Source organism: Pseudomonas sp. 10C3, assembly GCF_036346185.1.
Lineage (GTDB): Bacteria > Pseudomonadota > Gammaproteobacteria > Pseudomonadales > Pseudomonadaceae > Aquipseudomonas.
In genome coordinates, this window is sequence record NZ_JASJVE010000013.1 from 78,045 (window position 1) to 96,952 (window position 18,908).

The following is an 18,908-nucleotide window of genomic DNA, read 5'->3' on the forward strand; positions in this document are numbered from 1 at the left end:
TCCTATAGGGTTGGTAGCCAGTGTTGCGCCGCCAGGCGCTCGCTGTCTTCGGGACGGATGGCGTCTAAGTTGGCACCGCGCCAGTCACAATGGGCGAGGTCGGCGCCGTGAAAGTCGGCACCGTTGAGGTTGGCGTCGATGAAGCTTGCCTTCGGCGCATGAAGCTCCTCGCACAGCGCATACTCAAGCGAAGCCCTGGACAACATTGCATCGGATAAATCGGCGTTATTGAGACACGCCATGTTCAGACTGGCCTCAGTGAAATCGGCACCTGACATCTGCGCATTGGAAAAAATAGCTTTGTCCAGGCGTGCGCCTTTGAACACCACTCGTTGACCCTGGCTCTGGTAGAAAGACGCTGACTGGGCATCGCACCCCGTGAAATCCGCATCCGTCAGCGTCGAACGATCAAAGGCGCATTGATGGAGGACAATTGCGGCGAAACGCGCCCGCTCCAGCAGACAATTGATAAAGCGTGTCTGTGACCAGCGAGTTTGAGCGGTTTGCAGATCAGTCAGGGTGCACGTGTCCCACTGACTGGACTCCATGGTTGCCTCGTTGAAACGCGCGCGGGCAAATACGCTCTCGATCACCGACAGCCCCTTGATTCTGGTCTTGCGCAAATCCAAGTCATTGCCACAGCAGCGCAGCCATAGACCATGATCCAGTCGGGCACCTAGCAGGCTCGCCCCGTTTAACGTGCAATCGGTCAGCATTGAGTCCGTAAACGTACAGTCGTCGAATTGCGCTGCGGACAATTCGCTGGATATCCACGAACAGCCGTCAAGATGCGCCTGGGAAAAGATGGCCCCACGCGCATTGACCCGCTCAAAACGGGCATTGCGAAGATCAATTGCGCGGTAGTTTCCGCCTTCCAGATCAAGGCCCACTAACGGTTCATGATCCGCGACCAGCATTTGCAACTGGTCAGCTGTCAATGTTTGCTTAGACATGGGCGAGATCCTCTTTCAGACGACACCGCCCTAGCAGAACTCGATCCAGTACAACGTCCTTGCCACGGACCGCTTCGGTCACGACACCGAATAGATTGCTACCGGTCAGGTCCGCTGCGTCCAGTTGCACTTTACGTAACCGCGCCTCCATCAGATTTGCTCCTTGCCAACGGACCTGCCTGAGATCACTGCCGGTGAAGTCAGCCTGTACCGCGTTCAGGTGGTAACCGTCGCTGTCTCGCAGATCGCAGCGACTGATAAGCGCCTTCTTCAGAGTCGTGCCTTTTAAACTGGCCCCCCGTAGATTCACGCCTTGAAAACTGGCCCGCTGTAATTGCGCAGCATCCAGGCAGATACCGGACAACTGGCAACTTTGATCAAGGCGAAAATTAGCTGCCTTCACGGCTTTGGCATCCACTGCAGTGCCGGTCACTTGCGACCAGGACGCTTGCTCAAGATCGGCGCCAGAAACCTGCAAACAGTCCACCGCGCAGGCATGCAGGCTGGATTTTGACAGGTCGGCTTCAACGGCACTCACCGCCGTCAGCGTGCAGGTGTGAAAGCTTGCACCGGCCAGTCCGGCACGGGTGAAGTCGGCGTTGTCCAATGCACAGTCGACGAACTGTGCTTGAGGCAGGATGGCCGCTGTAAATTGTGTTCGCAGGAGGCTGCATCCGGTGGCGTAAAGTTCACTAATCCTCGCGCCACTGAACTTCGCGTCGTCAATATTGCAATGTTGGAAGAACGCACCTTTCAGGTGTGCTTCGCACATATTGACCCGGGTTAGATCACAATCGATGAATACTCCATCATTCATCGCGGCACCGTTCAGCTTTGCATCCTTGAGTTGGCAACGTTCAAAATACACGCCGCTCAAAACTGCACCGCTCATGTCGACGCCAGAAAGATCAATATCCAGAAAGCGCTGTCCGATCAACGATTGTGAGGCCGAGTGAGCGGCCTCCAAAAGCTCGCGAGTCCAACTAACAGCAGGTAAGGTCGATAGAACCTCAGGCAAATACTCAGTTCCCCCAGTTAGTTGCGAGGTCATTTCAGCGATTGCACGAGTGATTTCAGCTTCCACCGATTTGGCTTGGGTAAGCCCTTCTTCAATTTTGGCTTGATATTCAGCCTTTTTAGCGGTCGACAGGGGCAGTCGAGAAACCATCGAGAACGCATTAAATTGTTGGCCCGCAGCTGTGCTATCAGCAGAAGCTGCCTGACCATAAATCGATTCAGCGCTACGGTTCATGCGCTTGGCGATTTGCTCAACATAAAGGTGCGCCCGTTCGAGCTCTGCTGCGACCGATGCGCGAAGATCAGCCTCAAGTGCGACCGCATCGAAAATCGGGACCGGCGCTATCTCGCCTCGCCTTATGGCGGCGGCAAAACCAGGGCGAGCCGGAGGCGGATACTGTGACGGGTCAAATGGATGCCCCAAACGACTGGCAATTTTCTTTGCTGACTCGATGCCTTGTTGATGCATATTAGCGACTTCTGCATAAATTATATTTGCATCCGCCTCAAGTGCGCTCAAGATAACTTCGTCATCAACTGGCAGTGAAACCATTGCTGCCTGGAGGGGTTCGACCTCGGCTTGTGGCCACAGTTTGTCGACCCATTCTTCCTTACTCAGAATCGGATCGTTGCGCCGCTCACATCCCACACCCAACGCTGCGATGTCTTGCGCATCGGTTTCGTGAAGCGGCAATTGTGCTCGGTACAGCAGCAACTGATATTCCTCGTTTGGAAACAGCCAGACGGTGTCCAGGTCGAGTAATACCTCAGTAATATTCAGCGCCGAGTCCGCATGCTCGACAAACAACCGGGGCCTTAGCCCGGGCAGCGTCCCCGTCAATTCTGGAAATCGGGCGTGCATACCAATCACCGACCATGCCTCATCCCCTCGCCAGTATTGATTGTGGCATTGATCCTCAGCGACTTCGTTGAACCAGCGCACGTCGGTATCCGCCGGCAACCATGGAGCACCGTCAGCCTGCCACCGCTCATCAACCGTCCCGATGAATGAACGGCGTTCTGAGCATTGAGGCGGTAGCGGCAGAAAACTGGCCAGCGGTAGACGCTCTAGAGGGCTTCGAAGTCCTGGTAAAGGATATTCGATTTGGGCCAGCGCGCTACCGGCAATCCGATCCGGTTCGTCTACGTAACCCACTCCATCAGGATTATCTGAGAAACCAGCGCCCCCGAATGCGTGTTCAAAATCCAGCGCGACAGCATCAAGCCGAGCCGTCGCAACGCCACTCCAGCCCGTCAATTCGCGCCTCCACACTCGAGAAGGGAAAACGTGAAGGGTTTTGTCGCAAGACCCTATTCGAACGCGGACAGCCATACCATCGCGTTGCTTTTCGTTAAGCGAAAAAGCAAGCCCATGAACGGCAAAAGTGCCGACGCTTTTTTTTAATCCATGATCAAAAGGTTTACCTGAAAATCGTGAGTTGATCCACTCAACACAAGCCTCGGTAGATAACGGGTTTCCGCTGGCATCAATCAAGATGCAAACAGTGGCTACCAGATACGGCACCTTCAGAGCCTGGTAGCGGGCGGTCAACAAAAGACAATGCTCATCCAGCTTATAGTTCATATACGGCGTCCTCGGAGAATGAATGCCGCACGGTCAGGGAGCTGGAGTTATCGCTGCCAACGCCCGAACAATCTGGGCCGCGTTATTTTCAGCCGCTGCGGCCGCATTAATTGTTTTGGCCGCCGCCTCTGTTGCTTTTTGCACAAGACCAGCGGCTTTCATGGCCGCTATCATCGCAACTTCCTCTACCACTACACTCGGAACAAACGGAACACCTTGTTTGGAGGTCAGGCTTTTGAACGATAAACATGCGATCTGTGTAGCGCTTATCGACTTGCCCACCTTGAGAAGCTCCGTCGTGCAGTTTTTGAAAATACCCGTATTGGAAACAACAAGACTGCCATTGATATTGACATCGGCATTAATAGAAACCGGAATCGCTGAGTTAATGGATATCCCGGACGGTGTTAACGAAATACTGTGCGGCCCGCAGCTAAAAGTGACCAAGGCCGTTGTGTTATGAACGTGGGTACCTGTCGTTACCGTAGAATTCACTGATAACTTCGCTTCATTGACGTGGGATTTCTGAGCGTTGAGCACTTTTTCCGCCCTCGCCGCAAGTAACTCTTCACATCCATGTTTAAACTTTTTTACTCCCGGATGTAGCGTGTATGTCGTTTTGGGTCCGGCAATACTGACGGCAACCTCCCATCCCATGACACTCAAGCTTTGCTTCAGCAAACCTATCGACGCAGAGGTCTGCTCCAGCGTCGCCTCCATTTTTATTGACCAAGACGGCGTAAACGTCGCAGTCGGTGCGATCTGATAATCCTGGAATCTCCCGGTGTGCGAAAAAGCAGGAAAGACGTCATGCGATTTTGCTGATGCCGCCGGCTTCGTGGATGTGGATGTGGATGTGGATGTGGAATCAGTCGCGGGAGGGGCGTCACTCTGCTTACTTTGCGAGCCATTTGACGAAACGCTGAATCCGCCTCCCATGCTATGAGAGTACATGTCGGAGACTTCGTGCTTGTACGAGTTGGATGCCAACCGCATATGATTATCGGTTTGCAGATGAGCACCGCTGACATTGCCCTCACCCAGGGTCAATTTAGTATTGCCGATGGGGGCTCCCATACTCATCATCGGCCCTGATGCACTGTCTTCCATCGCCAGATAATGACCACCCGGTGTGTTAATGCCACTTTGTGTCGCATTGGCCATCGTGACTCGCGCTGGGTTTTCCGAGTTGGGTACGCTGCCGGTGATAACGGGCCGATCAGGGTCCCCCCCCAGGAAAGACACCAGCACTTCCGTGCCCTTTAATAACGGAAATGCCATGCCATGACTTGATCCATTGGATATCGTCGCCATGCGCAACCAGGCCGAGCCACGGTTGGCGTTCTTTGCGCCGCGAATAAACGGAAAGCTGACTTTGTAGCAACCCTTACCGTTAAGCAGTGGGCGACCGGTGTCTTCATCACCATCCACTACCGCACTGAGCACACCCTGCACATAAGGCCGGGGCGTGACACAGAGTGCACGGAATTGCACATCGCCGGGCAAGGCGATAAAACGGGTGTTGATGCCCTGCCCCGGACCTTCACCCTCCGAGCCCAGGCCCGGCAACGGCTGATAACCCTCATGGTGAACTTCAATAACTTGATAACCGGCATTGAACATCGGACGCGGATGGCCCACTAACAGCATAGGATAGCCTGCGCGCAACCCCGTGGCTCGACCGGCGCCATGAAACTCCCGTTGACGACAACCGATGGCCTGGGCGCGTCGATTGGCCAACCATTGCCCCTGTTCGAGGGAACCGAAGTGCTCGCCATATAGCCCTTGCCCGCCGATAAATACAGGCGAACTCGATACCGCCGTGCGTTGTTCGAGTGAGGCATCTGCCCCAAGGCTGGCACTTGCCACCGAGGCGTTGACCTCTAACTTCAACTGCGCGTTGGTCGCGGAAAAGTCCTGTAGCGTGACTCCCGCCGCTTGCCGGACCAGCTTGCGCTCGAAGCTACGGGCTACCGCCAGGACCCGGCCTACATCCAGTTCCGAATCTTGACGACGATAGGTCAGAAGACTGGGGAGTTGCGGCTGGTAAAGCCTGTCGCCACACAGCACCAGCGCCTCTCCGTCAGGCCCTTGTTCAAAGAAGTAATACACACCGAAATATTCAAGAAGACGTGAAATAAAGGCGAAACTCGTTTCTTCGAACTGGCAGGTAAAAGTCGCCTGTGTCAGCGGATCATCAGCCAGAGGCAGGCGGATATCGAAGTCATAAGCCGAACCGGGCAAACCGTTGATACCCGGCCCTTCGACATTCAGATCAGCCAGCTTGAGCACGTCGCGAATCAGTTCCGGCAGGCTTTTGTCCAGCCAGATTTCGGAAAAGCGGAAATGACGCAACTGCACAAAGCGCGGTTCCAGCACCACACGGTAGTAGTAATAAAGGGAATCGGCGTCGAGATAATCGACCTCCGTTACCATGCCCTGATAGGGGTGCGGCAAACCCAATGCATCACTCAGGGTCAATACCGCTCGGTTGCCAAGTAGCGCTTCGTCATCGAACAAGGGATTGATCGTGGCCAGCCGAACCTCGAAACGATACGGCTGAGAGAGCTTTTCCTCGCCCTGCCACTGCTGCACCCACAACGTTTCTAGCAACAGCGAGGGTGCAAGGCTGGCGAAAGTACAGAGCGCGTGATCATTGAGAGCCATCAATCAATCCTTGTTCTTCAGTAGGTAAACGAGCGGTCACTCTAGGGTTTCAAGCAGCGCTTCACCCTCGGGTAAAGACCTGATCGCATCGGCCTCTACCTGGGTAATCACCCACTCCCCGCCACCACCCACCGCCACATGTAGCCCGGCCAGCGGGCGCTGATCGGCAATCGCCCCCAGCAACACGTCGGACAAACGCGGCGTCAGGCTTTTGCGCAGAATGAAGTCGATGTTGCGCGCTCCGCTCTCCACTTCTGTGCAGCGTGCGGCGATGGCGTCGGCGACCTCCTCCGAAAACGTCAGGCGTACTTTCGACGAGGCCAGCAGGCGCTCGCTGAGCCGGCCCAGCTTGAGGCGCACGATGCCTGCCAGTTGCTCGCTGCCCAAGGTGAAAAACGGCACGATGGTCATGCGCGCCAACAACGCAGGTTTGAAATGGCGGGACAGGGTCGGACGGATCTTTTCCGCCAGGGTGTCCGGGTCTGGACGCCCATCGATGCACAGGTTCTGGATTTCTTCGGTGGCCAGGTTACTGGTCAGCAGCACCACCGTGTTGGAGAAGTCGATCTGCCGTCCTTCGCCGTCGGACAGGCTGCCCTTGTCGAAGACCTGATAGAAAATGTTCACCACGTCCAGGTGGGCTTTCTCCACTTCATCGAGCAGCACCACCGAATACGGACGCTTGCGCACCGCCTCAGTCAACATGCCGCCTTCGCCGAAACCGACATAACCGGCAGGCGAACCCACCAGACGGCTGACGGTGTGCTTCTCCTGGTACTCGCTCATATTTACCGAGATCATCGCCTGCTCGCCGCCGAACAAGTGTTCGGCCACGGCCAAGGCGGTTTCGGTCTTGCCGACACCCGATGGACCGACCAGCAGGAATACTCCCAAAGGCTGTTGCGGATCGCGCAGGCCGGATTGCGCGGCCTTAAGGATTTCCGCGATCTGTTCGACGGCAGTGTCCTGACCGCGAATGCGCGTCTTGATGTTATCGGCCAAGGCCAGCACACCACCCGCAGCGTCGCGCAGCACTTTGCCCAGCGGCACGCCGGTCCAGTCGGAGACGACCTTGGCAATCGCATCCGGATTGACTTCGGTGAACAGCAGCGGTTCGTCACCTTGCAGCGCAGCCAGCGCCTCGCGGGCCTGATCCAGCTCGGCCTGACGTTCGCCCAGCGATGCCAGTACCTGAGCAGCTTCGCCCTCAGCCAGTGTCGGCAGATCCTGTTCTTTCAGGGTCAGCTGCTTACGGGCTTCGAGAACGCGTACCGCTGCATCACGCTCGGCCAGCCAGCGGGCTTCCAGCACGGCACGCCTGTCGTCAATGTCAGCCTGTTCGTCTGCGATATCTGACAGGCGCAGGTCTTCCACAGGGAAACCGTTGGCGCGGTCGCGCTCCAGTGCGTTCAGCTCGCGAGCCAGACCGGACAACTGCCGCTCCATGCGCTCCAACTCGGCAGGCTTGATGCCCAGGCCGATCCGCACCCGAGCGCTGGCGGTGTCGAGCAAGTCTACGGCCTTGTCCGGTAGCAAGCGCCCGGTGATGTAGCGATCCGACAATTCGGCGGCGGCAACGATAGCGTCATCACGCACGCTGACACCGTGGACTTTTTCGTAATGACCCTTGAGACCACGCAAGATCAGCACGGCGGTTTTGACACTCGGCTCATCCAGTTTGACCAGTTGAAAACGGCGCGCCAAGGCTGGGTCTTTCTCGAAGTACTTTTTGTATTCCGACCAGGTCGTGGCGGCGATGGTGCGCAACTCGCCACGGGCCAATGCGGGCTTGAGCAGGTTGGCCGCATCGGACCCCCCTGCCGCGCCGCCAGCACCGATCAGCATGTGTGCTTCGTCGATGAACAGGATCACCGGCGTGGTAGATGCCTTTATCTCTTCGATGACGCCACGCAGGCGGTTTTCGAACTCGCCCTTGACGCTGGCGCCCGCTTCCAGCGCACCCAGATCGAGGCTCAGCAGGCGGGTATTTTTAAGAAAGTCCGGCACTTCGTTCTGGCTGATCAATAACGCCAGGCCTTCGACCACGGCGGACTTGCCCACACCGGGTTCGCCCACGGCGATAGGGTTGTTTTTACGGCGTCGGGCAAGGATGTCGATCATCTGACGAATCTCATCATCGCGGCCGAAAATCGGGTCGATGCGCCCCGCCGCTGCCTTGGCGGTAAGGTCTTCGCAAAAGCGACCGATATTGTCTTCAGCGGCGGGCGCGATACCGCCTGCACTGGCGACCGAAGAAGACCCCAAGCCGGATTGCAGACTGTCCAGCGGACCTTCACTGGAGCCGCCCAACAGGTGGGAAAATTCAGCCGTCAGGGCATCGGCGGAAATGGGCTTGAGCATTTCGCCGTAACGAGTGCCGGCGGTGTAGTAACCCAGACGGGAAATCAGCGCCAGCAGCAGCGAGCCACCGCGAATCCGCCCGGTGCCGACCACCAGCGAGGCAATCAGCCAGGCATCCTGAATCCACTCAGTGAGCAGGCTGGCGAACACCGGCCGCCCGGGATTACCGTTTTTCAGCTGCGCCAGGCCGTCGTCAAGCAGCGCGCGCAGGCGCATCGGATCGATTTCGAATCGCGTAAGGATGCGCGTCACATCGGCATTCGGATCTTCCAGCAACTGACGCAGCATGTGCTCCAGGGAAATCTCGTAATGAGTGCGCGCCAGGGTCAGGCCCGCCGCGTTCTCCAGGGCCTTGGTGCTGTAAACATTGAGCCTTGCGAACAGCGGTTTGAGTTCTACCTGAATCATCTATCGAGCCCTCTCTTCGAGCATTGGTCCGTGTTCGGCCGTAAGCATGAATACAACGTCGTCCTGTGTGTCGCCGTCACCCAGCCAGGTATCGAGGCCGAGCCGCTGCCAGCCGCCCCCCAGCGAAGCGCATTGCTGCTCATCTGCAGCAAGACGCATGACCAATCGGCTGCGTAGCGGCGTCTGCAGGTACAACGCCACCAACCGTTCGAGCTTTTGATAAAGCGCTTGCCCTGGCAGCAACCCGTGAAAACGCTCGGCACTCAGTGAGTCCAGGCGGATATCCAGCGTGCCACTGCGGTCCATGACCTCTCGACCGAGCAGGCTGTTTTCGCCTAATACACCGCACTGCATTCCCAGGTAAGTGCGCGCCGGACGGTCAATGCGCAGACGCGTCTCGACACAGGGCACCACTTCCACCGGCACATCTTCGAGCACCGCCTTGACCAACTGTTGCAGGCCGAGGGCCGAGCGCGGGTGCTGGTTGAATAAACCGGCATAACGCAGCAGATCGACGGATTGATCCCGTTGCTCGGGACGCGCATCCGCAATGCCGATCAATGCCTGTAGCTGGCGCAGGCTCTTGACGTCCCGTCGCTCGGTAATATCAATCCAGATCCGGTGCTTTTCCCAAGCCCGAAACAGCAGTGGGTAAAGCGCGGCATGCAGGATGTCGAGAAAGTCGCGCCCCGCTGAATGGCCCTGCAGTTGCTCGTCGATCAGGTCTTCGGTGTAAAACGTCGGCAACGGCGAGGTGACGCCATACAGGCCAAAAAAGTTGGCCTCTATCCGATAGCGGCCATCTTCGCTTTGCTCGATACGCTCGATATCCCGTTGGGGAAATCCAAGCCCTAGCCGTGGCCGGACCCGCACGTTCTCGACGAAATCTTTTTCGCTCGGGAAACGCAATCGCAACAGGCGCAAGGCCTGGAAAAAACCATAGTCGCCGCCGTCATCGAGCAGCGGATCGATCACAGCAGGCGTTGGTGCCCGATCTTCGCTGGCCATTTCAAGGTCTCATGGTTGACGCTGTCGAACAGCGTGAAAGCGGTAAAGCTATTAATAGCTGTACAGCCAGCGAAAAATTCATCGAGCACGCAACCGAACATGTAGAAATTGCCTGGACTCAGGAAGTGGTCGCCCCGGCACTCGACCCGGACCACGCTGCCTTCAATGGGCAGCCCGCGAATGAAACGGCGCTCGTGGGTAACCGTGACGTTTTCGATAGCATCGATTCGCCGCTCGTTGGCGTCCTGGGCGCCTTCGCCGACGCTAGGCAGATAGAGCGACAGCAGGCCTCGCAGGTAGTCGCGATCAGCCAGGCGGAAGTGATTGGCATTGAGCTGCGAAAGCATGCGCCACAACAGTTTGTCGTCGAACTTGGGAGGCTGGCACGGAGTAATACTGCGAATGCTCTTGAATTCGACCCTGGGTGGCGTGTTGTCGGTGGGCTGATTCAAATCACCCAGACGCAAGCTTTCCGGCAACTTGCCATTGGTACACAGCAAACCGATGGACAGCGTCATCTCGCCAGGCACTTTGCCTTCGCGGTAGGGCAGGCTCAAATAATGGTCATAGCCGTGAGCGTCGATAGTCGACTGTCGGATTCGCAAGTTGTAGGTATCACGCTGCGAGAACGTATTGAACGGCTCCAACTGCCGCTCGCCCCCTGCGGCAGAATAAGCGCTGACCTTGAGCACCGAATGAATTCGCATGCTCATGCGTTGGCCATGATCGGCGGGCTGGATGCGGTAGTCGACTTGCTTGTGGTCGATGCGCAACGGGTGCGCTTCCTGGGCAAACAGGTTGATCGCTGGGGTTACCCCCATCATGAAACTGTTGGCGGACAGATTCGGCGTCCAGTCCGGCAAGCTCTCGAACATCAGACGTACGCTGAATCGGCCGTCCTTGCCCCTGACACGCCACTGTTTGAAACCGGAAAGCTCGACGAAAAGAAACTTCTCGGGCAGCGCGAAGTACTCCTGCAAGCAGCGATAGGCAGGATGGGCGGTGTCGGGAAAAGGCAGCAAGACATTGCTCGCATCGAACCCCAGGCCACGTAAATGCCTGGCTGGCAGCAACGTCATGGGCTGCCCTTGCGCACAGATACGAATCTCACGCAGGTTGAGCTGCAGCAGACGCAACAACTTGCAGCCATCCACCAAGCCATCGCCGAGATAGAAACGCAGGGTGTCAGCGTGCCAGTCATCTGGATCGGCGGTGGTGAAAGCGAAATCCAGGACCAGACTGCGTTCTTCACCGGCACCGCCATCCCAGCGTGTACCGATCAGTTGCAGCGGTTCGAGGTCTACCGCCGAAGTGCTGCGAAAGCGCACCCGCTGTCCATCGACAGGCACCGAGGCGACCTCGCATCCGGCATCGATACGCGTGGCTTGTTGTAACGGCCCGCGGGGCTGGAATTGAAGCAGTGTCAGGCAGGGCAATGGCTGCAGATAATGTGGATAAAGCAGCTGCGCCAGCTCTTGAATGAACTCGGGAAACTCGTCGTCCAGCCGTTGGCGAACCATCCCGGTGAGAAAGGCGACACCTTCGAGCAAGCGCTCGACATCCGGATCATTGGCCGAGTCCACACCCAACAGCGGTGCCAGGGCCGGGTTGCTACGGGCAAACTCATCGGCCAGGCGGCGCAGGTGGTTGAGTTCACTTTGATAATGGTTGTTGAGCATGACTTAGTGCATCGCCAGGGAAACGCGGCCGTCCGAAGACACGCGCGTTGCCAGGTGAATGGGAATGTCCCGATCATCAATCGCCACCAGGCCTTCAAGGCTGAAGCTCAGCGACAACACTTCCTGAGCGCCTTCGGCGACCAGAATGCGCGGCGACTTCAACCGAGGCTCGTAGCGGGCGATCATGCGAGTCATGTTCTCAATTATTTGCGTGGTCTCGCCGGTCGCAAACGAACCGGCCAGATTGGTGAAATCGGGTACGCCAAAATCGGCGTCGATTGGCACGCTGCCGCGCCGGGTGTTCAAGATGCGTTGCAGGTGCTGAACGATTGACTGCGTAAGCACTTCCGCCTGGGTCAGGTGCGTGCGGCCGGTTTCAACCTGCAAGCCCGTGATGCGTTCCAGCAATCGTTTTTCTCTCAACGCCGTGTACCTTCTGAAATTGAAAGAACACCGCCCTGAACCAGGGCGGTGAAGGATGACTCAGGCTTTGCTTACGCTTTTGGCGCCAGCCACGAATCTTCGGCTTCGATGCCGTCCGGCACCCAGGTCCAGACGATTTTTTCGTAAGTGATGCCGATGTCTTCCATGTGGCCCATTTGCTTGAACTCAGGGCTCAATACGTTGGGTACCCAGGTACGGGCCGAAACAAGCACTGCGTTGCTCAGGGTGATGGTGTAGTACTTTTCTTCCGTGCCTTTGGGCGAGATGCGATAGAACTCAAGCACAACGGACTTGAGTTGTTCGCCGGAGGTCAGGGCTTGCAGCAGCTTCGGCGAAGCCTTGTCGATCTCTTTGGTCAGGGTCATGCCCTGGTGAACACGCTTGCCTGCGGGCAAGCCGGTCTGCGGGTTCTTGGGAATATCGATCAGGTGTTCAACGGCTTGTACGAGGATCATCCCTTCGTGGCCGGTAACACTGCTTGAACCTTCGATCTTGCCTTGGTTCTGGCCTTCGATACTCAGGTAGCATGGCATTGGCATAACGTGTACTCCGGGTTTAATCAGTTAGTTTTCAGGCACCGATCAGAACGTGTGGCCCTGTGTCGTTGCGTTGAATCCATCTTATGGAACCCCCGAGGCGATGACCCTCGGGTGAACACCTGAACGAACGACATTTAAGTCATTCGTTCGCTCTGCCAAATCAGCTCTTGTCGAGCTTGCCGACCAGCGACAACGTGAAAGAAGCGCCCATGTACTTGAAGTGCGGACGAACCTTCAACCCTACGCGGTACCAGCCTGGATCGCCGTCAACGTCGCTGACGGTAATGTCGGCCTGACGCAATGGACGGCGGCTGCGTACACCGGCCGCAGGGTTATCCATGTCGGCCACGTACTGACGAATCCAGGTGTTGAGTTCAGATTCCAAGTCACCACGCTCTTTCCAGGTACCGATGTTTTCGCGCTGAATGACCTTGATGTAGTGCGCCAGGCGGCTGACCACGAAGATGTATGGCAGCTGGGTGCCGAGCTTGTAGTTCAGCTCAGCTTCCTTGCCTTCTTTGTCATTGCCGAAAAACTTGGGCTTCTGGCACGAGTTGGCGGAAAAGAACGCCGCGTTATCGGTGTTCTTGCGCATGGTCAGCGCGATGAAACCTTGCTCGGCCAGCTCGAACTCGCGGCGCTCGGAGATGAGCACTTCGGTCGGAATTTTGGTCTGGGTTTCACCCATGGCTTCATAGTTGTAGATCGGCAAGTCGCCGACCGTGCCCCCGCCCTGCGGACCGATCACGTTGGCGCACCAACGGTACTGGGCAAAGCTGTCAGACAAGCGGCTGGCAAACGCAAACGCGGCGTTGCCCCACAGGAAATCGTTGTTACCACCACTGACGCTTTCGTTGTAACGGAAGGTCTTGGCCGGAACAGTGTCCTCGCCGTAAGGCGTGCGCAGCAAAAAGTGCGGCAAGGTCAGACCGACAAAACGGGCATCATCGCTTTCACGGAACGCGTTCCACTTGGTGAACTGCGGGCCTTCAAAGACCGCTTGCAGATCCTTCAGATTGGGCAAGTCCGCAAAGCTGTCGATACCAAAGAACTGTGGGCCAGCCGAGGCAATGAATGGCGTATGGGACATGGCCGAAATGGAGGCGACCGATTGCAGGAGCTTCATGTCCTGCGCGCCGGGATTGAACTCGTAGTTACCGATGATGGAGCCGAACGGCTGACCACCGAACTGGCCAAACTCAGCGGTGTACACCGCCTTGTACAGACCCGAGCGGGTGATTTCAGGAGCATCTTCGAAATCTTCGAGCAACTTTTCCTTGGAGACGCTAAGAATCTCCAGCTTGTTGTTCTCACGGAAATCCGTACGGTCGACCAGAAACTTCAGCGAGCGCCATGACGACTCAAGCTTCTGAAACTTCTCGTTGTGAATGATGGCGTCGACCTGACGGCAAAGCTTGGCGTCCAGTGTGGCGATCATGTCGTCGATCAGCCCCGCGCTGACTTTCTCGGTCTGCCTTGCCGGTTCGAGCAGCTCGGTGACGAAGGCTTCGAGTCCCTGACGGGTAACCGCATAAGCTTCATCGCCCGGCTTGACGCGGGCGGCTTCTACCAACTGATCCAGCAACGAAACGGACTCGACCGCTTGACCAGTGCTGCTCGCGGCCTGACTTTTTTCTTCACTCATGGGTTATTCCTTGTCCTTTACGCCGAGTTCCGAGAGCAGGCGCTCGCGGGCACCGTCATCGTTCATCAGGGCCTGAAGTTGCTTGCGAAATTCCGGCAGGTTGCCCATCGGGCCTTTGAGCGCCTTGAGCGAGTCACGCAGGGCAATCAGCTGCTGCAGCTCAGGAACCTGGGCAACGATGGCATCGGGCTCGAAGTCGCGAATGGACTGGAAAGTGAGCGACACAGGAATCTGCTCGTCTTCCGGGGCGTTCTCCGCCAGACGATTGGGCACCGCCAACTGCAGGCTCAGGTTTTGCCCCTTGAGCACATCGGTGAAGTTGTCTTTGTCAACGCGGATCGGCTTGAGGTCTTCAACCGGCGTGTCGTCTTCACGCAAGGTGAAGTCACCGATAACCAGTTGCTTCAGAGGCAGCTCAACCTGCTCTTGGGCGCCACCGGTGTCGGAGCTGTACACAATGTTGACGCGTTCTTTAGGCGCGACTGAACCTTCACTAGCCATTTAATCTCACTCCTGTTTAGCGGGCTCGCTCAACGCAGCCGTTATAAAACCCATGGCATTGATATGCGTATGTCTGTCAGGTATCGCGTATTGCTGAACTCAACTTGCCTGTGGACTGGCCAGACGCCAGAAAGCGGGCAAATCCATGGCGGCCAACTGCTGCGCCCATACCGTTTTTGAACCGCCATCCTCTTGAACCAACGCCAGTTCCAATAAAGGCCGAACCAGATCCGGTTCCCAACGATCCAACCCCTGCTCCGTTGCTTCTTGCAGCAATACATCCAGGGCCACTCGCAACTGGGCACGGGGCTCGAAACGGTGCAGCAACTCGCATTGGGCACGGCGCAAACGGAACCGGTCGCGGCCACTGCCGGCCTCGCGCAGGCTCGCTTGCAGGCTGGCCAATGCATCGTTCAGACGTCCGTCAGCGGCTTCTCGCCCTGCACCGTCAATCAGCGTTTGCACAGTATCCCCAGCCCCAGCGCTGACCGCCGGGGCCAACCCTTCGAGCCAGCTACGCGTTGCCCCATCGGCGAACGGCTGACCGTCGGCGAAGGTGAGTTCGACCAGCGACGGCAGGCGTGCCAGAAAATGCCGAGTCTCCAGGGAAAGGCTCGCAAGCCCGGCCAGGGAGCCTGAGCCGAGGCGCGAAAGCGCTGCATGACTGGCTCGATTAAGGTCAAGCCAAAATGGATACGTGTTCAGCCGGCCTTCGCAAAAACGCACAATATCCAGCGGCTCGCCAGCGCTCTGCAACCGGCTGAAACTCTGCAGTTCGGCTTCCGAAGGTGGAGGAATACGTGTGGTGTTGCCTTGCGCGGGCGGAGCCTGCTGCAAGGTGGTCCAGGCCGACTGTCGGTTCAGGCGAAACAGCAACGGCAACGTCGGACGAGCGTCGAGACAAAATGCTACCAGCGGCGTTAACGACGCAAACACAGCGTCTACGGCGCTCTCAATCGCCTCATCGTTTTCAAAGCTGTCCAATACATGGACCGGAGCAAGCGTCGGCGGTGCCTTGCCGGGTACCGAAGTAGACTGCGGAACCGGTACTGCCACGGCGATAGACTCGACCGGCTGAACAGGCTCAGGCGCAACAAATGCTGGCTCGGCGCTGGCCTGCACGGGCAGTTGTGACAACCGTCGACGCAACGCAAAGAAACTCGGACCGTCAGCGTCCTTGTCGCGCCAAAAACGATCGATGGCGTCCCAGTTTTCGAGCAAGACAGCCAACTGATCGCCAGGCACCGGTTCGAAGCTTTCTTCGACCTTCGCCGTGAGCCATTCGAGCATCCATTCGGCCTGGTTACGCCGAGCACGCAATCGGGCTGGTGGTGGCGTCAACGTGTCCCAGTACTGCTCGAGCATTTCGCGCAGTACGTGTACCCCGGTCGCAAGGCCAGCTATACCGTTGAGCGTGGTCCAGGCACACAACAACCAGACCGCAGCATTGAAATCCTTGCCTTCCTCGCGAAGAACTTTTGCGCAGGTGTCAGCCACTTTCTGCCAGTCCACTCCGGATTCGGCATGAATATTGGTCAGCTTTTCAACTTCAATTTGCGCCAGCGAAAAGGCAGCGCCTTCTCGAGGATTGGCGCCAGCCGGACTGGCCACGCTGATCGCAAACGAACCCAACTCCTGATCGAGACAACTCATCCGTCATTCCTGCTACATCGATATGCCGCTTGATACACCGTCATGCACGCAAAAGAACTTTGCTGTCGATGCCCAGATCACTGCTGCACTTAAGGCATTATTTCCAATGACTAATTAATCAAATAGATGTCAACTCACTCGACCCAACGCCCCATTAAGAGCGTGCGATGGCCGCCGACTAAACCGCCGGACAAGAATGCGCTGACACCCCCGTCGGCAACATCAGGTGAACACCTGAATTGATCCGCGCCGCGTCTTTAACAGCGCACCACCGAAGAGCAAAAAAAGACTTTCGCCCCTATTCAGTGCAAAAAAACACCTGACAAACTCAAATAAAAATAACTGTTTTAAAATACGAACCTGCACGGAACTTATCAGGCTTTTTTTGTACGGCTTGACCGTGCGTTGCAGTTTTTGAACTATTTTTAGCCTATGCGGTATCCCCTATACCGTATGAGTAGCATGGGGTTCCTGTAGCGAAAGCGGAAAAACTTTCATAGCGCTGAAAAAAACAGGTACGCACGGGTCCGTACAGCGATAATGGCTGCCTACATGAAACCTCAGCCTACATTCAGTGGACGCCATTCCGGTCCGGTTATCGATGCAAACCTTGATCTACTGGTCAGCAGTGAAGTTATGAACAGTCTCGCGTCAACTCAATCGCTTCAACTCCCATTCGGTGCACGCCAGGCTCCCGATCACTTCAATGTCAGCGCGGAGCCAGTCTCCAATCAGTTTTTGGCCTGGCGCCGTCGGGTTGGGCACGTCATTGACGCACTGCCCTCGTCCAAGTCAGTCGAGTCACCTTTTAACGGCTGTATCGATCGTTATACGTTAGGGGCTCGACTGTTCACCGATTGCTCGAGTGACGCCTTGCTGCTTGATCGCTCGGTCGCACGCATCTCGACGGACAGCGTCCGGGATTACGTTTTCCAAGTGTTCACCGAGGGCGGTATTGACTCTATTCAGGGCGGGGGCCTTGAAAGCCGCAACCCCGTTCAGGCCAGCATTGTCGCCATGGACATGAACCAACCGATAAGAATGCACCGAAGCCATTGTCGGGTACTGACATTCTTCGTACCACGACCGATAGTGGACGCCGCGCTACCACACGCAGAGTCGATCCATGGCCGCGTCTTCGCCAATACAACACCACTTACCCAACTGATGATCGAGCATGTCGCGACACTCTCGAAACGTCTGCCAAACATGAATCCAAATCAAGCAACGACAGCGTTCGATATCGGCATTCAGTTAATGCTCGGCGCATTTGCCAAACAGGCCAAACTGGGGGGCAACGTCAGGGCGGCGGCGCGTAGCGCAATGTTCGACAAAGCCAGACGCTATGTGCAAGACAACCTGTATCAACCCTGGTTGACACCGGAGAGCGTTCTGTCGGCGGTACAATTGCAACGCCATACGCTGTATCGGCTGTTCCAGCATGAGGGCGGATTGGGCCGCTACATCCGTAATTGCCGACTGCGTGAAGCAGCAGACGAATTGGTGCGATACCCCAATCGGCAGGTTATTGAAATCGCTTACAGCCTGGGCTTCAAAAGCGCCTCGGACTTTACCCGCGCTTTCAGCCGCAGTTATGGCATGTCCCCGCAGGACCATCGCATCATGGCTGCACAGCGAAAGTGTGAGCCTGTATAAGGCAGCAGCATAGCCACTGCCTGAAGCACTTAGTGATGCGACCTATTGACGGGAACGACCCCATAACGCGTCGCCCTGGTCAGCCAATCCAGCGGACCTCTGGCTCCTTGTGCTTAACGGGGACAGGCACGGATTTCGGGTGGCCAACAATGATTGGCGCAACCGGCTTCCACTCGGCGGGAAGACCAAGTGCATGCTTCCCCTCCGGTGTATTAAGAAAACTTTGGGCGAAACCGATCCAACAGGTGCCTAGCCCTTCAGCGTACGCGGCGAGCATCAGATTCTCGGCAGCCAATGCGCAGTCTTCGACGACCCACTGACCTTGCGTGTTCCCCGAAATCAAGATGAGTGCCGGCGCGTGGTAGAAGATCTGGAAATTTGGATCATTGAGCATTGAATGAAAGTGCTCGGACTGGGTTGCTGCGGGCATCGTCGCGAGCATGCAGGCCTTCGCTTCGCGCGAGACTCGATCCAGCAGTCCTTGATCGCGTATCACCGTGAACGTCCACGGTTGTTGGTTTACCGCGCTGGGCGCATGGGCTGCGGCGTTAATCAATCGACGAATGATTTGTTCATCAACGGGTTCTATCGTGTACTCCCGTGTCGAGCGGCGCCCCAAAATCGCGTCGTTGATATTCATGCTGGCAAGCCTCAAATAGTGTCGTTTCACAACGTCGCCCGCCAACGACGATTCAACATTGATTTAGATCAAATCAAGGCGGGACCAGCCTCTCCCCTCGTTTCGTCTAGCACTCGCGCCAACCTGAGCGGCTCCACGTTGCGCGACATTGA

13 protein-coding genes are annotated in these 18,908 nt (G+C 56.9%); 1 reads left to right on the forward strand and 12 read right to left on the reverse strand.

Features of this window, described 5'->3' with window-relative positions; translation table 11 throughout:
• Window positions 1–2: 2 nt before the first annotated feature.
• The 11 genes from QN399_RS14270 to tssA form a co-directional block, all read right to left on the reverse strand.
• Entirely contained in the window at window positions 3–953 is a 951-nt protein-coding gene (locus tag QN399_RS14270; protein WP_322178837.1) for a pentapeptide repeat-containing protein, read from the reverse strand.
• Window positions 946–3,555 carry a DUF2169 domain-containing protein gene (locus tag QN399_RS14275; RefSeq protein ID WP_330201076.1) on the reverse strand — a complete coding sequence of 870 codons (2,610 nt, stop codon included), beginning with the start codon at window positions 3,553–3,555 and terminating at the stop codon, window positions 946–948. Before QN399_RS14275 ends, QN399_RS14270 begins: the two co-directional genes overlap by 8 nt.
• A 33-nt stretch (window positions 3,556–3,588) precedes the next feature.
• Window positions 3,589–6,222, reverse strand: coding sequence for a type VI secretion system tip protein TssI/VgrG (locus tag QN399_RS14280; protein WP_330201077.1), 2,634 nt, complete (start codon window positions 6,220–6,222; stop codon window positions 3,589–3,591).
• A gap of 36 nt (window positions 6,223–6,258) precedes the next feature.
• The gene (gene tssH / locus QN399_RS14285; RefSeq protein WP_322216805.1) at window positions 6,259–8,991 is read right to left on the reverse strand and encodes a type VI secretion system ATPase TssH; all 2,733 of its coding nucleotides are present in this window, start codon (window positions 8,989–8,991) and stop codon (window positions 6,259–6,261) included.
• Window positions 8,992–9,999, reverse strand: coding sequence for a type VI secretion system baseplate subunit TssG (gene tssG, locus QN399_RS14290; protein WP_322178833.1), 1,008 nt, complete (start codon window positions 9,997–9,999; stop codon window positions 8,992–8,994).
• Entirely contained in the window at window positions 9,963–11,678 is a 1,716-nt protein-coding gene (gene tssF / locus QN399_RS14295; protein WP_322178832.1) for a type VI secretion system baseplate subunit TssF, read from the reverse strand. The genes tssG and tssF overlap by 37 nt, the downstream gene beginning before the upstream one ends.
• A gap of 3 nt (window positions 11,679–11,681) precedes the next feature.
• Window positions 11,682–12,101 (reverse strand): type VI secretion system baseplate subunit TssE, encoded by a 420-nt coding sequence (tssE, locus tag QN399_RS14300; RefSeq protein WP_322178831.1) that lies wholly within the window; start codon window positions 12,099–12,101, stop codon window positions 11,682–11,684.
• Between the two features lie 71 nt (window positions 12,102–12,172).
• Window positions 12,173–12,661 carry an Hcp family type VI secretion system effector gene (locus QN399_RS14305; protein ID WP_322178830.1) on the reverse strand — a complete coding sequence of 163 codons (489 nt, stop codon included), beginning with the start codon at window positions 12,659–12,661 and terminating at the stop codon, window positions 12,173–12,175.
• Window positions 12,662–12,821: 160 nt separating this feature from the next.
• Window positions 12,822–14,306: a type VI secretion system contractile sheath large subunit gene (gene tssC, locus QN399_RS14310; protein ID WP_322178829.1), complete on the reverse strand. Its 1,485-nt coding sequence runs from the start codon at window positions 14,304–14,306 to the stop codon at window positions 12,822–12,824.
• Between the two features lie 3 nt (window positions 14,307–14,309).
• Window positions 14,310–14,807, reverse strand: coding sequence for a type VI secretion system contractile sheath small subunit (gene tssB, locus QN399_RS14315; RefSeq protein WP_219060056.1), 498 nt, complete (start codon window positions 14,805–14,807; stop codon window positions 14,310–14,312).
• A gap of 99 nt (window positions 14,808–14,906) precedes the next feature.
• Window positions 14,907–16,460, reverse strand: a complete 1,554-nt coding sequence (tssA, locus tag QN399_RS14320) for a type VI secretion system protein TssA (protein WP_323569101.1) — start codon at window positions 16,458–16,460, stop codon at window positions 14,907–14,909.
• 552 nt (window positions 16,461–17,012) lie between these two features.
• On the opposite strand from tssA, the gene QN399_RS14325 reads away from it, so the two are divergent.
• Window positions 17,013–18,116, forward strand: a complete 1,104-nt coding sequence (locus QN399_RS14325; protein ID WP_323566147.1) for a helix-turn-helix domain-containing protein — start codon at window positions 17,013–17,015, stop codon at window positions 18,114–18,116.
• 79 nt (window positions 18,117–18,195) lie between these two features.
• Here the strand turns inward: QN399_RS14325 and QN399_RS14330 are convergent, their stop codons facing one another.
• Window positions 18,196–18,756, reverse strand: a complete 561-nt coding sequence (locus tag QN399_RS14330) for a nitroreductase family protein (RefSeq protein ID WP_322178826.1) — start codon at window positions 18,754–18,756, stop codon at window positions 18,196–18,198.
• Between the last annotated feature and the right edge of the window lie 152 nt (window positions 18,757–18,908).

What these genes read in the sequence shown, in the direction of transcription:
- QN399_RS14325 (WP_323566147.1), top strand. Translation starts at nt 17,013, where the DNA reads ATGAAACCTCAGCCTACATTCAGTGGACGCCATTCCGGTCCGGTTATC.
- QN399_RS14305 (WP_322178830.1), bottom strand. Translation starts at nt 12,661, where the DNA reads ATGCCAATGCCATGCTACCTGAGTATCGAAGGCCAGAACCAAGGCAAG.
- QN399_RS14270 (WP_322178837.1), bottom strand. Translation starts at nt 953, where the DNA reads ATGTCTAAGCAAACATTGACAGCTGACCAGTTGCAAATGCTGGTCGCG.
- tssB (WP_219060056.1), bottom strand. Translation starts at nt 14,807, where the DNA reads ATGGCTAGTGAAGGTTCAGTCGCGCCTAAAGAACGCGTCAACATTGTG.
- tssC (WP_322178829.1), bottom strand. Translation starts at nt 14,306, where the DNA reads ATGAGTGAAGAAAAAAGTCAGGCCGCGAGCAGCACTGGTCAAGCGGTC.
- tssA (WP_323569101.1), bottom strand. Translation starts at nt 16,460, where the DNA reads ATGAGTTGTCTCGATCAGGAGTTGGGTTCGTTTGCGATCAGCGTGGCC.
- QN399_RS14275 (WP_330201076.1), bottom strand. Translation starts at nt 3,555, where the DNA reads ATGAACTATAAGCTGGATGAGCATTGTCTTTTGTTGACCGCCCGCTAC.
- tssG (WP_322178833.1), bottom strand. Translation starts at nt 9,999, where the DNA reads ATGGCCAGCGAAGATCGGGCACCAACGCCTGCTGTGATCGATCCGCTG.
- QN399_RS14280 (WP_330201077.1), bottom strand. Translation starts at nt 6,222, where the DNA reads ATGGCTCTCAATGATCACGCGCTCTGTACTTTCGCCAGCCTTGCACCC.
- tssH (WP_322216805.1), bottom strand. Translation starts at nt 8,991, where the DNA reads ATGATTCAGGTAGAACTCAAACCGCTGTTCGCAAGGCTCAATGTTTAC.
- QN399_RS14330 (WP_322178826.1), bottom strand. Translation starts at nt 18,756, where the DNA reads ATGAATATCAACGACGCGATTTTGGGGCGCCGCTCGACACGGGAGTAC.
- tssF (WP_322178832.1), bottom strand. Translation starts at nt 11,678, where the DNA reads ATGCTCAACAACCATTATCAAAGTGAACTCAACCACCTGCGCCGCCTG.